This is a genomic window from Streptomyces sp. HUAS CB01 (genome assembly GCF_030406905.1).
GTDB classification, from domain to species: Bacteria; Actinomycetota; Actinomycetes; order Streptomycetales; family Streptomycetaceae; genus Streptomyces; species Streptomyces chengbuensis.
In genome coordinates this window covers 3,557,673-3,571,731 of sequence record NZ_CP129137.1, presented here as the reverse complement: position 1 = coordinate 3,571,731, position 14,059 = coordinate 3,557,673, and the positions used below count along the sequence as shown (strand labels likewise).

Genomic DNA, 14,059 nt, shown 5'->3' with positions numbered 1-14,059 from the left:
TCCGGCGACGCGCGCTCAGGCCGGTTCGTCCGCGAGTTCGGCGACGCCGGTGATGCGGTGCAGGGGATAGGTGCGCACTTCGTCGGCGGTGTGGTCGTACGCGGTGACGAAGCCGCCCTCGACGCGGACCGGGGCGATGACGCGCTGGCTCGCGGCCCCGTCGGCGTTGACGTACCCGATCCAGATCGCGGAGCCGGTGAGCGCGGCCGCCTGCACGGTCGCGAGGGTCTCGGCCGGGGTGGTGCGGGGCAGCTCGCCCGCACCGGTGTGCGGCGCGGGCTTGCGCACGGCCGTGGCCGCCAGGTCGCCCGCCCGGATCGCCTTCACGGCGGCGCCGAGCAGGGTGGCGTCCGGCACCGGCGGCCCGTCCGGAACGGGAACCGGCGGGGTGCGGTGCGGGGTGCGGTGGGCGTCGGCCCGGGTGATCAGCACGTCGCCCTCCGCGGACTCCGCGGCCGGCGCGTACCCCATGGCCCGCAGACCTTCGAGCAGAGTGGTCGGGTCGGCCTGGGCGGCCAGCACGGTGGGGGCGAGCCGCCGCATCCGCAGTCCCTGCGAGCGGCGGTCGGCCAGGATCTCGTCGAGCAGGGCGTCGTCGTCGCAGCGGACGTAGGCGGAAGCGGCGCCGATGCGCAGATGGCCGTGCTTGCGGGCCACGTCGTCGATGAGATAGCTCAGCGGCTGCGGCACCGGCGTACGGCTGTGCTTGGCGAGGAAGGCGTGCAGGTCCGCCGCGGCCTGCCCGGCGTCCAGCGCACGCCGTACGGACGCCGGAGTGAACCGGTAGACCGTGGCGCCACCCTTCGATTCCACGTCCGCAAGGACGCCCAGCGCCTCCGCGAGGGGGCGTTCCAGCGGCCCCGGTGCGACGGCGGTGAGATCGGCCTGGAGAAGGACGTGGTCGACCGGCTCGGGCAGCAGCGGGGCGATCACCCCGGCGGCGAGCGCGGCCCGGGAGGCGAGATCGGCGTGGCCGTGCGGGGCGGGCTGTGCGGGGCCGCCCCCGGCCGCCGCTCCCTGCGCGGTGTCAGGCCCGTCCGTGCTGTCCGGCGCGTGCGGAATCACGTCGGCGCCGGACCGGTCCCGGTCGGCCGTCGCGGAAGGAGCCGGGGCGGCCAGGAGGGTGCGTGCCGCGGTGGAGAGGGCGCCGCGGCCGGTCAGGCCCAGCAGCTCCGCCTCGGTCAGGGTCCAGGTGGCGATGCGGGAGCGCAGATCGGAGGTCTCGGGAGTACCGGCGGCAGGCACCGGGGTACGCACCGGGCGCTCCCACCGGAGCCGGGCGAGGACCGACGCCGGGTCCGGGGCCGCGCCCCAGGGCAGCCCGGCCAGGAGGGTCAGGACACGGTGACGCACCTCGGGGGCCGCGCCGCGGTCCAGGTCCGGGCCGAGCGCGGCGAGCGTACGGCCCTTGGCGTCCTGGCCGCCGACCAGCCCCGACGTTCGGGTGGCGGTGAGCCAGGCCGTCGCGAGGGCCGTCCAGCGCGAGGCCGCGGGCAGGTCCAGCCACGCGTCGTACGCGGGAGTCGGGGCGAACCGCTCCTCGTCCCCCGCGGCCGTGCCGGTACGGGAGGTGCCCCAACCGCCGTCGGAGGCCAGCAGCCCGGCCGCGTACGCCAGTTCCAGCCAGAAGGCGGCGATCTGCTCGGACACGTCGAGCGCCGCGGCGGTCCGCTTCAGGTCCCGGACGCTCAGGCCGCCGGCCCTCAGCACCGCCGGTCCGCCCGTCTGCCAGCCCTTCAGCAGCTCCTCGACGGTGGCCAGCGCGGTGTACGCCTGACCCGCCGCCGTGCTGTCCACGATCTGCGGACGGTGTTCGGCGGCGACCCGGATCTCCGGCGGCACCGGTTCCGGTTCGCGGTGCGCCCGCCCACCGCGCAGATGCAGGGCCACCTCGCGCGGCAGCACCACCGTCCGCGGTGACGAGGGCAGCAGAAGGCCCCGGTCCCGCAGCCACTGCACCGGCGTCGAGTCCGTGCCGCCCGACGCGTCGCCGGGCGGGGCGACCGTCCCGTACGGCGGGCCCCACACCAGTCGGTCCAGCACCGCGAGCGCCTCCGCCGGCGCCGTGTCCAGCAGCGCCGTCATCCGCTCCCGGTCGGTGAACAGCGAGGTCAGCGACGCCACGGCCGACACCGGGTCATGGGTCGTCGGCAGTCCCGCCGTGGCGAGGATCTCCTGCAGCCGGCCCGGTGACATCCCCGACGTGGTCTCGGCGACGGTCGGACCGAGGCCCGTGGGCGACGGGTGCTGCGGGGACGGAGCGAGGAGTTCGCGCGCGGTCCGCACCAGCCGCAGCCGGTCGTCGTCGCCCCAGACCAGCGCCTGCTCGCGCAGCACGCCCAGGGCGCGCGGGAGCGCCCTCTCGACCGCGGGGTCGCCGTCGTCGCCGCTCAGCAGTGCGAGCAGCGTCTCGTACGACGTCGGCTCCACCGCCACGGCAAGGGCCTGGGCGGTCTGCTGGGCGAAGCGGTCCAGCCGCTCCAGCGCCCTGACGACGGAGGCCCGGGTGCCGGCGCGGGTGGCGAGCTGCGTCAGATCGTTCGGCACCGGGTTCAGCAGATCCGGGCGGGCGCGCAGCAGCGCGGCCAGGCCCCGGTCGCCGCGTCCGCGCAGCGCCTCGGCCAGGGTGCGGGGCGGTGCGCCGGCGCGGTCGGCGGTGCGAGGGGGTGCGCCGGTGCCGTCCTCCGCGGCGGGGGTCGTGCGCGTCACCGCGCCGCCGCGGGCGTCAGCGGGCGGCCGGGCGGCTGTGGGCGGGCGCCCCGACGCACCGGCCGTGCCTCCCGCTTCGCGCGCGGGCTGTCCTGCCGGTGTCCCTGCGGACGTTCCTGCGGGCACGTGCGCCTCCCGATCGAGCTCACCGGTCCCCATCCGCCCCACGTTAGCCCCTGCCCAGGCGCTAACGTCAGGACCGGGCGCCGGGACGGGCGCGCTGTGGAGGGGCACCGTGGGGATCGAGAGCGATCAGCTTGTCTTCGACTACCTGAGCCGGGTCGGCGATCTGGCGCAGCAGCGCCAGTTGCCCTCCGGCACCAGGATGCAGCTCGTGTCGTCGCTGCGTAACGAGATCGACCGGCAGCGCGCCAAGTACGGCACCGACAACCCGGCAGCCGTCCAGCGCATCCTCGGCCGGCTCGGCACGCCCGACGAGGTGGTGGACGGAGCGGCCCCCGACCCGGGCCGGCGCCCCTCCACGGGCGGCACGGACGGGACGGGCGGTGCCGCGCCTGCGGCCGGTACGGCTCCCGCGTCCGTTCCCGAGCAGCGCTCGGGGGTGCCCGAGGCCGGCGCCGCCGGGACGTCCTCCGGAGCGGCGGCCCCCGGAACGGTCCCGGGCGCCCGCGAACCCGAGTGGTGGCGGATCGAGCGTGGGCGCCCGGAGGACGCGAACTTCGGCGCGTTCGTCGGCGGCGTGGAGATCCCTGATCTGCTGCGGCCTCCCCGCAAGGACGACGAAGACGCAGAAGACGGGGACCGTGGCGCGGGCGCGCCGAAGAAGAACGTCGGGGCGCGTCGCGGACGGCTTCTGCGGTGGCGGCGCGGGGAGCCGGCGGGCGCCGGGGTCGCGGGAGGCGCTGCCCCCGGGGGTGCGCCACCGGTCGCGCCCGCGCCGCCCCGCGGGGTCGTGCGCTTCGCGCTCGGCCACCCCATGCTGCTGTTCGCCGCGACGCTCCTCGCCGTGGGCGCGGTCCTGGGATCGCTGGTCGCCCTGGCCGGTGGCTGGCTCCTCGCCTATGCGACCCGCACGCTCTCCCGCGCCGAGGCGAAATGGGCGGTCCTCGGCATCCCCGGCCTCGTCGTCACGGGCGCCGCGGTCTGGATCTGGGGCCGGGCCGAGGGGCGGTGGGGCGACCCGATCGCCCCGGGCGGGGACGCGCTGCGGGAGGCGCTGACCGGGGCGTGGCCGTGGGTCGTCCGCGGCGCGGCCGTGGCCTCCGCCCTCTTCCTCCTCTGGCGGGCCCGGCGCCGCTGACGCCCCGCCCGCGGGGCGTCAGCGTTTCCGTGCCGAGGCTTGAGCGCCCGTGCGCGGCGTCGTGCCCTGTGGGGCGAGGCGAGTGTCCGCGCGTCGCGTTGCGTCCGGTGGTGTGGGGCGTGGCCCGACCTCGCCCGGAGTGCTCGGATCCCGACGGACCGGCCTGCGGCGCGAAGTGGGGGGCCGAGCCGGTCACTCGCTCTCGGCGCGCTCCGGCGTGCTCGGATCCCGGCAGGCGGCCCCGCGGCGCTGTACCGGAGGAGCCGGTCACCCCTTCTCGGCGCGTGCTCCGGCCCCCGCCCCCGCGGCCCCCGCGCCCGCGGCCCACGGCGCCCCCGGAACCACCAGCGGCGACCCCGTCACCGGGTCCGCGACGACGATCGACGCGAGCCCGAAGACCTCCTCGACGAGCTCCGCGGTGACGATGTCCGTGGGGTGGCCCTCGGCGACGATGCGGCCGTCCTTCATCGCGACGAGGTGGTCGGCGTACCGGGCGGCCTGGTTGAGGTCGTGCAGGACCGCGACGACCGTCCGGCCCCGCTCGTGGTTGAGCCGGCGCACCAGGTCGAGGACCTCCACCTGGTGGGCGATGTCCAGGAACGTCGTGGGTTCGTCGAGCAGCAGCAGATCGGTGTCCTGGGCCAGCGCCATGGCGATCCACACGCGCTGCCGCTGACCGCCGGACAGCTCGTCCACGGGGCGGTCGGCGAGCGCGGTGACGTCGGTGCGCTCCATGGCCTCCGTGACGGCCCGTTCGTCCTCGTCCGACCACTGCTTCCACCAGGCCTGGTGGGGCTGGCGGCCGCGCGAGACCAGATCGGCGACGGTGATCGCCTCCGGCGCGACGGGCGACTGCGGCAGCAGCCCTATCCGCCGGGCGATCCGCTTCGTGGGGATACGGGCCAGCTCGGTCCCGTCCAGGAGCACCGCGCCGCCCTTCGGCCGCAGCAGCCAGCCGAGCGCCCGCAGAGTGGTCGACTTGCCGCAGGCGTTCGGGCCGACGATGACCGTCACCCGGCCGTCGGGCACGGCCAGGTCGAGTTCGCGGACCACGGTGCGGTCCTCGTAGGCCAGCGTCAGCTCGCGGGCCGTCAGCGTGCTCATGCGGAGCCTCCAGAGGCACGGCCGGTACGGCCGCGGACGATCAGCCAGATCAGGTACGGGGCGCCGACGGCGGCCGTCAGCACGCCCACCGGCAGTTCGGTCGGAGCCAGCAGCCGCCGGCCCAGCAGGTCGGCCAGCACGACCACCACCGCGCCCGTCAGCGCCGAGCAGAGCAGCGGGATCTGTGCGGTACGGGTCATGCGGCGGGCGGTCTGCGGTGCGAGCAGCGCCACGAAGTCGACGGGGCCCGCCGCGCCCGTCGCGACGGACGCGAGGACGACACCCAGGGCGACGAGGCCGAGGCGCACCCGCCCCAGCCGGATTCCGAGCGCGGTGGCGGTGTGGTCGTCGAGGGACACGTTGCGCATGGCCCGCGAGGCCCACAGTGCGGCCGGGGCGAGAGCGAGGAGCGTCCAGCCGAGCGGCGCGGCCTCGTCCCAGCCGCGGCCGTTGAGGGAGCCGGTCATCCAGATCTGGGCCTGCTGGGCGACGAGGTAGTCGCCCTTGGTCATGAACAGGGTCGTGACCGACCGCAGCGCGATGGCGAAGCCGATGCCGACGAGGACGAAGCGGGCGGCGTGGAGCCCGCCGCGCCACGCGAACAGGTACACGAGCGCGGCGGCCGCGATGCCGCCCGCGACCGACAGGTACGGCAGCACGCCGTACGAGGTGACCCCGAAGGTCAGCGCGGCCACGGTGACCGCGCTCGCGCCCTGGCTGATGCCGATGACGTCCGGGCTGGCGAGCGGGTTGCGGGCGACGGACTGGACGAGCGCCCCGGCGACCCCGAACGCCGCACCGACGAACAGCCCCACGACCATCCGCGGCAGCCGCAGCGTGCCGACGACCAGCTCGTCCGGGGACGGCTGCCCGAGGAGCACCTTCACGACCTCGCCGGGGGCGACGAAGCTCTCGCCGAAGCAGAGGTGGGCGACGCACACGCCCAGCAGGAGTACGGAGAGGGCCGCGGCGACGGCCGCGGACCGCCGGTGCAGGAGGAACGTGGCCCGACCGGCCCGTACCCGGCTGTGCCCGGCCGGCCGCACCGCGGCACGCACCGTCGTCGGAGCGGTCACCGCCGGAGCGGCCGGCGGAGCGGTCTTCCGCCCTGCGGCGCTCATGCGGGGACCGCCTTCCTGCGCACCGTGGCGACGAGGAACGGCACGCCGATCAGGGCGGTCGTCACGCCCGCCGGTATCTCGCCGGGCGGGAAGAGGATCCGTCCCACCACGTCGGAGACGAGAAGCACCACCGGCCCCAGCAGGGCGGCGAACGGGAGCACCCACCGGTGGTCCGAACCGACGATCGCGCGGGCGATGTGCGGTACTGCGAGGCCGACGAAGGCGATCGGGCCCGCTGCGGCGACGCCCGCGCCGGTGAGGACCGTCGCGCCGATGCCGCCGACGAGGCGGACCGTCGCGACGCGTCTGCCGAGGCCCTTCGCCATGTCGTCGCCGAGGGCCAGGGCGTCGAGTCCGCGGGCGACGGACAGCACGAGGAGGACGCCGAGGAGCAGGAAGGGCCAGATCTGCGCGGCGATCTCGGCGCTCCGCCCGCCGAGGGCGCCGACCTGCCAGAAGCGGAACTCGTCGAGGGCGGCGGCCCGGGTCGTGAGCACGGCCGTCGTCACCGAGACGAGCAGGGCGTTGACCGCCGCGCCGCCGAGGGCCAGCTTCACGGGCGTCGCCCCGCCCCGGCCGCTGGAGGCGATCGCGTACACCGCCACGGAGGCGAGGGCCGCGCCCGCGAAGGCGAACCAGACGTAGCCGGTGAGCGTGTGCACGCCCGCGAAGGCGATGGCCAGGACCACCCCGACGGACGCGCCCTGGCTGATGCCGAGGATCCCGGGGTCGGCGATCGGGTTGCGGGTCAGTCCCTGCAGCACCGTGCCGGCGAGAGCGAGCGATGCCCCGACCATCAGACCGATGAGCGTGCGAGGCAGCCGGAGTTCCCGGACGACCTGGGCGGAGTCGCTCGTGCCGCCGTGCAGCAGGGCGTCGAGCACCGCGGACGGGGCGACGGCGCGCGCCCCCACCGCGAGACTGAGCAGGACCGCGACGAGCAGCGCCACGACGGCGGCCGCGATCGCGACCACGCGTCCGGTTCCGGGAGCGGCGGCGGATGACATCGTTTCCCATCGGGAGGCCGGTAAGGGTCGGCTAAGTCTAGGTACCGCGCCACGGGCGCCTCACCGGGCCCCGCCTGCGTACCTGTCGCCCGTACCCCCGGGCCCCGTACACCCGTGCCCCCGGCGCCTTCCGGGCCGCGGGCACAATGGCACCCATGGCCTCGGAACCCCTGACACGCCCCCTGACGGTCGGATTCGACCTCGACATGACGCTGATCGACTCCCGTCCCGGCATCCGGGCCGCCTACCGGGCACTCTCCGCGGAGACCGGGGTGTGGATAGACGCCGACCTCGCGGTCACCCGGCTGGGACCGCCGCTGGAGCAGGAGCTCGCGCACTGGTTCCCGGACGACCGGATCCTGGAGGTGGGCGACCGCTACCGCGAGCTCTACCCCGAGTACGCGATATCCCCGACCCCCGCGATGCCCGGTGCCCGGGAGGCCGTCGCCGCGGTCCAGGCGCTCGGCGGCCGCGCGATCGTCGTCACCGCCAAGCACGAGCCGAACGCCAAGCTGCACCTGGCCCACCTCGGCATCGAACCCGACGAGGTCATCGGATGGCTGTGGGCGGAGGCCAAGGCGGAGGCGCTGCGCGAGCACGACGCGCGGGTGTACGTGGGCGACCACGTCGGAGACGTCCGTGGGGCGCGCACCGCGGGGGTGCTCTCGCTCGCCGTGCCGACCGGACCGTGCGACGAGCGCGAGCTGCGCGAGGCGGGTGCGGACGTCGTGCTGCGGGACCTCACGGAGTTCCCGGCCTGGCTCGCCGGGTACACCGGCCCGGCGGCCGCGGGCTGACCGCTGAGCCGTCCACGTGGAGAGGCGGACGGCGGAGCGCCCACGCGGACGGCGGAGCGCCTACGCGGAGGGCGCGGTCGAGCGCGCCTGGCGGCGCTGCGCGGCGATCGACCGGAGCACACCGATGCCCGCGATCAGGAAGCCGACGCCCATCAGCATGCTCACGAGGTACGCGGCCGTCGGGAACGGCTCCGTGCCGAGGAACAGAGGGGCCACGGTGACGAGAGTGGCCACGGCGCCGACGATGAACACGATCGCGCCGGCACGGACGAGCCCGTCGCCGGGACCGGCCGAATTCGCTTGGGTTTCATGAGTCACCCGACCAGGGTAGTTCCCAGCGCGTAGGAACCACCGGGGACGTCTTGTCAGTGGCCCTCGGACCATTAGCCTTGTGTGGTGGCGGGTCGAGCGGCCCGCTGCAGTGCTATCCAGACCGTTTTTTCGCAATTCCCGACGAGTACGAGGACGAGGACAGACGTGCCTACCGGCAAGGTCAAGTGGTTCAACAGCGAGAAGGGCTTCGGCTTTCTCTCCCGCGACGACGGCGGCGACGTCTTCGTCCACTCGTCGGTGCTTCCTGACGGAGTCGACGCGCTGAAGCCCGGTCAGCGGGTCGAGTTCGGCGTCGTCGCCGGACAGCGCGGTGACCAGGCACTCTCGGTCACGGTCCTCGACCCGACCCCCTCCGTGGCGGCCGCTCAGCGCCGCAAGCCGGACGAGCTGGCGTCGATCGTCCAGGACCTGACGACGCTGCTGGAGAACATCACCCCGCAGCTGGAGCGCGGCCGCTACCCGGACAAGGCCCACGGAAAGAAGATCGCGGGTCTGCTGCGCGCGGTGGCCGACCAGCTCGACGTCTGATCTCCGCCGCCGCGCACCCTCCGGACGGTGGCGCGGCGGTCAGACGAAGGACAGCGCTTCGCGGCCGAGGGGAGGTACGAGCCCCTCGGCCGCCGCACGTGTGAGCAGCCCGCGGACGGCCGCGTACCCCGCCTCGCCGAGGTCGGCCGTGAACTCGTTGACGTAGAGCCCGATGTGCTGGTCGACGACGGCCGGGTCCATCTCCTGGGCGTGCTCCATCACGTACGGGCGGGACGCCGGCGGGTCGTCCCAGGCCATGCGGACGGACGTACGAGCGGATTCGGCCAGGAGGCTCAGCAGCTCCGGCCCCAGCGAACGCTTGGCGATGATCGCGCCGAGCGGGATCGGCAGTCCGGTCGTGGTCTCCCAGTGCTCGCCCATGTCGGCAAGGCAGTGCAGGCCGTACTCCTGATAGGTGAACCGCGCCTCGTGGATGACCAGTCCGGCGTCCACCTTGCCGTCCCGTACGGCCGGCATGATCTCGTGGAACGGCAGGACGACGACCCGGCCGACCCCGTCCGGCAGCACGTCCGCGGCCCACAGCCGGAACAGCAGGTACGCCGTCGACTTCTCGCTGGGAACGGCGACCGTCGCGCCGCTCAGGTCGGTGCCCGGCTCCCTTGTGAGCACGAGCGGGCCGCAGCCCCGGCCCAGCGCGCCGCCGCAGGGCAGCAGCGCGTACTCGTCGAGCACGTACGGCAGCACCGCGTAGGAGACCTTCAGGACGTCGAACTCGCCGCGCTCGGCCATGCCGTTGGTGACGTCGATGTCGGCGAACGTCACGTCGAGGCGGGGTGCGCCCGGGACCCGCCCGTGGGCCCAGGCGTCGAAGACGAAGGTGTCGTTCGGGCAGGGTGAGTAGGCGATCTTGAGTTTGCTCATCGGGCCTCCTCCTCGAGGACGGGGCTCAGCAGCCGGAACGCGTTCCGCAGGGCGTCCAGGGCCTCGCCGATGCGCCAGGCGGCCCGGTCGCGGGGGCCGACGGCGTTGGACACGGCGCGGATCTCGGCGACGGGAACGCCGTGCGACGCGGCGGCCTCGGCGACCCCGAAGCCCTCCATCGCCTCGACGGCGGCCCGGGGGTGACGTGCGGTCAGCTCGGCGGCGCGGGCGGCGGTGCCCGTGACGGTCGACACGGTGAGGACGGGCCCGTGCACCGCGTCCAGCGCCTCGGCGATCCGCTCCGACAGCGCGGCGGCCGGACGGACGGAGCGACCGAAGCCGAGTTCCTCGACCGGCAGATGACCGTCGGGCGTCTGCGCGCCCAGGTCGGCGGCGACGATCGCGTCCGCGACCACGAGCGCGCCGAGCGGGGCGACGCCCGCGAAACCCCCGCCGATCCCGGCGGAGACGACCAGGTCGTAGGCGGGGGCGCCGGGTGCGACGGCCGCGGCCGTCAGCGCGGTGGCCGTCGCCGCGGCCGCCGCGGCGGGACCGACGCCTCCGGCGAGGACGTCCACGGTCGTCCCCGCGCCCGTGCAGCGGCGCAGGGCGTGGCCGCCCGGGATGCGGTGGAGGGTCACGGTGCCGTCGGGGCAGAGCCCGGCGGCGACGGAGTCGGCCTCCGCCGTGACCGCGGTGACGACGAGTACGCGCATGGCTGAGCCGTTCGGGCGGGTGCCGCCCAACCCGGTCCCTTCGGTGTAGGTCGCTTCGGTCCCGGGCTGCCGGACCTCGGGGTCCGACTGCCCGGCGCCCGGTCCCCGGAGTGCCGGACGGCCGGCCGTCGGCCCGCCGGGCGGCTGGTCCCGGGGTGCGGGGTGTCCGCTCCCCGGGGCGGGTCCGGACTCAGTCCTGGGCCAGCTTGAAGTGCCAGATGCCGGTCAGCTTCTTGCCCGAGGTCTCCACGATGGACACCTGCGCCGAGCTGGAGGGCTCACCGGTCGTCGGGCTGGTGAAGAAGGCGCTGGCCGGGATCGTCCGGTACGTCTTGTGGTACGGCTCCTGCTCGGCGCGCTCCCCGCCGATGAAGATCGTCCAGCCGTTCTCGGCGATCTCGGGGTCGACACCGAAGCGGACCTTGTCGTCCGGCGCGACCGTGATGGACTTCTCGGCCTTCTTGTTGAGGCAGTCCTGGATCTGCGACTCCTTGATCGCCTTGCCGTCGTTGTAGCAGGCGGCTTCGGTGTGCACCGAGGTCGTCCCGACCGTCACGGTCGCGAGCGGGGTCGGCTTGTCGCAGGCGGAGAGTACGAGGAGGCCGGCGGACACGGCACCGAGGGCGGTGGCGGCCCGGCGACGCTTGCCGGAGAGGAGCGCAACGGTCATGGTCCGAAGGCTATCGGGCGCCCGGTGTCCCGCAGCGCGGGGGTGCGGCGTGGCGCCCTGGATGGCCCCGCCGGCACCGCACGGAGGGCCTGCCGCGCGGCGGTCGCCCGGTCTCGCGCCCGCCTCCGTGCGGCCGCCGCCGGTGCCGGCAGTCCGAGCCGACCCGGCACCCTGGCGGGGGCTCCGGGCGCGTGCCGCGTCGCCGGCCGCCGAACGCGGCCTCACCGTACGCGTGGCGTGACCGTGACCCGGCTCGGCGCCGTCGTGCTGCGGCGGGACGCCACCAGCAGTCCGCGCAGCGCCAGTACCGCGCCCAGGGCCAGGATGCCCGCCGCCACCGACATGCCGACCACACCGTTCAGGGGCAGCGAGATCCCGATCGCCCCGCCGACCACCCACGACATCTGCAGCACCGTCTCCGAACGGGCGAACGCCGACGTTCGCACCGACTCCGGCACGTCACGCTGGATCATCGCGTCCAGCGACAGCTTCGACAGCGCCTGCGACAGCCCGGCCACCGCGCCCAGCACGGCCACCATCAGAGGACTGAAGAACACCGCTGTCAGCACCGCCGCCGTCAGCGCCAGCATCAGCCCCGTGGCGACGATCACCTCAGGAGGTCGGTGGCGCACCCACGCCCCGATCGCCGTGCCGCAGGCGTTCCCGATCCCCGCGGCGACACCGACCATCACCAGCGACGCGGCCGCGCTCTGCCCGGCCAGCGGATGGACGCGCAGCAGGAACGCCAGGAAGAAGATCAGGAATCCCGAGAGCATGCGATGGGCCGCGTTCGCCTGGAGCCCGTGCAGCACCGAAGGGCCGACGGTCCGCAGGCTCGGCTTCCGCTCGCCGTGCGTCAGCATGTGCGCCTTGCGCTCGCCCTTCGCCGAGTCGACCTTGGGCGGCATGCTCAGCGACAGGAACGTGCCCGCCACGAAGATCGCGCACGCGCCGTACAGCGGCCAGGCGGGGCCGATCTGCTGGAGCCCGGCACCGATCGGCGCGGCGATGCCCGTGGCCAGCAGTCCGGCCAGCGTCACCCGTGAGTTCGCCTTCACCAGGGCGAACCCCGGTGGCAGCAGACGCGGCACGACGGCGCTGCGGATCACCCCGTACGCCTTCGAGCACACCAGTACGCCGAGCGCCGCCGGATACAGCTCGATGCCGCCCGTGGCGACGGCGCCCGACATGGTCAGCGCCAGCACCGCGCGGGCCGTCATGGTGCCCGCCATCGCCGCGCGGCGGCCGTGCGGGAGGTGGTCCAGCAGCGGGCCGATCACCGGGGCCAGCAGCGTGAACGGCGCCATGGTGATGGCCAGGTAGAGCGCCACGCGCCCGCGCGCCTCGTCGGTGGGGACGGAGAAGAAGACCGTGGACGCCAGTGCGACGGTGATCATGACGTCGCCCGCGCCGTTGACGGCGTGCAGTTCGATCAGTTTGCCCAGCCCGGACTCGCCCGCGCCGTGCGCGTGGGTGGCCCGGCGGATGCCCCTGGCCGTCCGGGTGAACGGCAGGTGCAGGGCGCGGCCGACGGCTCGGCACGCCCTGCTCAGCGGCCCGGGAGCGCCGGACGACCTCGCGGCTGTCACGTCGTCATAGTGCCCTAACCGCCGCCGACCCGAACCGGGATTCGGACGGGCAGGTGGGCGGCGCGCCACGGAGGGGGTAGCGTGCGTAGCGCGCCACCGGCGGTAGTTCCCGGCCGCGCGCCTTTTCGCCATCCCGCAGAATGGGTGACGGTAGGTGTGCCCGAGACAGAGTGCCGGGCGCGGACGTCGATGCGGCCCTCTGGTCCGCTCCGCCCGCTGCTCGTACATCGCGAATCGGCCAGGCGCACCCGTGAGACGGCGTAGGAGAGAAGCGAGACCTGTGAGTGCTGCGACGACGCGAAGCCGTACCCCCGACCGTCTGTGCGCCGAGGCGGTAGACCTCGCCCGGACGGCCGCCGACGAGGCCGCCGCGCCGGGAGTGGTGGGTGAGCACGTCTCGCTCGTGTCCGAGGGCGACCGGGTCGTCACCCACTTCTTCGAGTGCCGGGAGGCCGGCTACCGGGGCTGGCGCTGGGCCGTCACGGTGGCCCGCGCGTCGCGGGCCAAGAACGTCACGGTCGACGAGGCCGTGCTCCTGCCCGGACCGGACGCCCTGCTCGCGCCGGAGTGGGTGCCGTGGAGCGAGCGGCTGCGGCCCGGCGACCTCGGCCCGGGCGATCTGCTGCCCACGGACGCGGAGGACCTGAGGCTCGAGCCCGGCTACTCGGGTGAGGACGCGCCGCCCCCGAACTCGGCGGTCTCCGCGGAGATGGCCGACCGCGTCGACGCCGAGGACGCGGAGATCGTGACCCGCGCCCCGTCGCGCGGCGCGATCTCCTCCGTGGCCGAGGAACTGGGCATGCGCCGGGCGCGGGTCCTCTCCCGCTACGGGCTGCACGTCGCCGCGGACCGCTGGGAGGACTCCTTCGGCGCGAAGACGCCGATGGCGCAGGCCGCGCCGGCGTCGTGCCAGTCCTGCGGTTTCCTGATGCCGCTGTCGGGGTCGCTCAAGCAGGCGTTCGGGGTGTGCGCGAACGAGTTCTCCCCGGCGGACGGGCGGGTCGTGTCGCTGTCGTACGGGTGCGGCGGGCACTCCGAGGCGGCGGTCATGCCGAAGCCGCCGCGGCCGGCGCCGCCGGTGCTGGACTCGATGCGGTCGGACGAGTTCCCGCTCCGTCCGGCACCCGACAGCGGCTCGGTCCCGGACCACGTGGAGACGTCCCCGCAGGACGAGGACCTCGGCCACTCGTAGACCCTAGCCACGGGACCGGCCGGTCGGAACGCCACGATCAGCAGGCCCCGGACACCGCCAGCCCGCCGCGCCGGCTGGCCGCGGCCGGCCCCGACGAGTTTCGGGCCGGGCCTCCGGGTGCTTGGCGGGGAACGAGTGCCGGGCCGGGAC

Annotated in this window: 13 protein-coding genes; 4 read left to right on the top strand and 9 right to left on the bottom strand. The window is 75.0% G+C overall.

What is annotated here, in order from left to right; genetic code table 11:
- Positions 1-15: 15 nt before the first annotated feature.
- A complete protein-coding gene (locus tag QRN89_RS15725; protein ID WP_290350046.1) occupies positions 16-2,868 on the bottom strand; it encodes a helicase C-terminal domain-containing protein in 2,853 nt (950 codons plus the stop codon).
- A 76-nt stretch (positions 2,869-2,944) separates the two neighbouring features.
- Between QRN89_RS15725 and QRN89_RS15720 the strand changes: the two genes are divergently transcribed.
- Complete coding sequence (locus QRN89_RS15720; RefSeq protein WP_290350045.1) at positions 2,945-3,970, top strand: hypothetical protein; 1,026 nt, start codon at positions 2,945-2,947, stop codon at positions 3,968-3,970.
- Between the two features lie 267 nt (positions 3,971-4,237).
- On the opposite strand, the gene QRN89_RS15715 is transcribed toward QRN89_RS15720, so the two are convergent.
- The 3 genes from QRN89_RS15715 to QRN89_RS15705 are packed head-to-tail and all read right to left on the bottom strand — an operon-like array spanning position 4,238 to position 7,202.
- Entirely contained in the window at positions 4,238-5,074 is an 837-nt protein-coding gene (locus QRN89_RS15715; protein WP_290350044.1) for an ABC transporter ATP-binding protein, read from the bottom strand.
- Complete coding sequence (locus QRN89_RS15710) at positions 5,071-6,195, bottom strand: FecCD family ABC transporter permease (protein ID WP_290350042.1); 1,125 nt, start codon at positions 6,193-6,195, stop codon at positions 5,071-5,073. Before QRN89_RS15710 ends, QRN89_RS15715 begins: the two co-directional genes overlap by 4 nt.
- A complete protein-coding gene (locus QRN89_RS15705) occupies positions 6,192-7,202 on the bottom strand; it encodes a FecCD family ABC transporter permease (protein ID WP_290350041.1) in 1,011 nt (336 codons plus the stop codon). Before QRN89_RS15705 ends, QRN89_RS15710 begins: the two co-directional genes overlap by 4 nt.
- A gap of 155 nt (positions 7,203-7,357) precedes the next feature.
- Between QRN89_RS15705 and QRN89_RS15700 the strand changes: the two genes are divergently transcribed.
- Positions 7,358-7,999: an HAD family hydrolase gene (locus QRN89_RS15700; RefSeq protein ID WP_290350039.1), complete on the top strand. Its 642-nt coding sequence runs from the start codon at positions 7,358-7,360 to the stop codon at positions 7,997-7,999.
- Positions 8,000-8,059: 60 nt separating this feature from the next.
- On the opposite strand, the gene QRN89_RS15695 is transcribed toward QRN89_RS15700, so the two are convergent.
- Positions 8,060-8,317, bottom strand: coding sequence for a hypothetical protein (locus QRN89_RS15695; RefSeq protein WP_290350038.1), 258 nt, complete (start codon positions 8,315-8,317; stop codon positions 8,060-8,062).
- Positions 8,318-8,476: 159 nt separating this feature from the next.
- Here QRN89_RS15695 and QRN89_RS15690 point away from each other — a divergent pair, with 159 nt between their 5' ends.
- Positions 8,477-8,860 (top strand): cold-shock protein, encoded by a 384-nt coding sequence (locus tag QRN89_RS15690; protein WP_093657457.1) that lies wholly within the window; start codon positions 8,477-8,479, stop codon positions 8,858-8,860.
- A gap of 39 nt (positions 8,861-8,899) precedes the next feature.
- On the opposite strand, the gene QRN89_RS15685 is transcribed toward QRN89_RS15690, so the two are convergent.
- The 4 genes from QRN89_RS15685 to QRN89_RS15670 form a co-directional block, all read right to left on the bottom strand.
- Positions 8,900-9,742, bottom strand: a complete 843-nt coding sequence (locus tag QRN89_RS15685; protein ID WP_290350037.1) for a 1,4-dihydroxy-6-naphtoate synthase — start codon at positions 9,740-9,742, stop codon at positions 8,900-8,902.
- Positions 9,739-10,458 (bottom strand): futalosine hydrolase, encoded by a 720-nt coding sequence (locus QRN89_RS15680; RefSeq protein ID WP_290350036.1) that lies wholly within the window; start codon positions 10,456-10,458, stop codon positions 9,739-9,741. Before QRN89_RS15680 ends, QRN89_RS15685 begins: the two co-directional genes overlap by 4 nt.
- Before the next feature lie 190 nt (positions 10,459-10,648).
- Entirely contained in the window at positions 10,649-11,128 is a 480-nt protein-coding gene (locus QRN89_RS15675; protein ID WP_290350035.1) for a DUF2771 domain-containing protein, read from the bottom strand.
- A gap of 221 nt (positions 11,129-11,349) precedes the next feature.
- Positions 11,350-12,717 carry an MFS transporter gene (locus QRN89_RS15670; RefSeq protein WP_290350034.1) on the bottom strand — a complete coding sequence of 456 codons (1,368 nt, stop codon included), beginning with the start codon at positions 12,715-12,717 and terminating at the stop codon, positions 11,350-11,352.
- 280 nt (positions 12,718-12,997) lie between these two features.
- Between QRN89_RS15670 and QRN89_RS15665 the strand changes: the two genes are divergently transcribed.
- The gene (locus tag QRN89_RS15665) at positions 12,998-13,909 is read left to right on the top strand and encodes a DUF3027 domain-containing protein (protein WP_290350033.1); all 912 of its coding nucleotides are present in this window, start codon (positions 12,998-13,000) and stop codon (positions 13,907-13,909) included.
- Positions 13,910-14,059 lie beyond the last annotated feature (150 nt).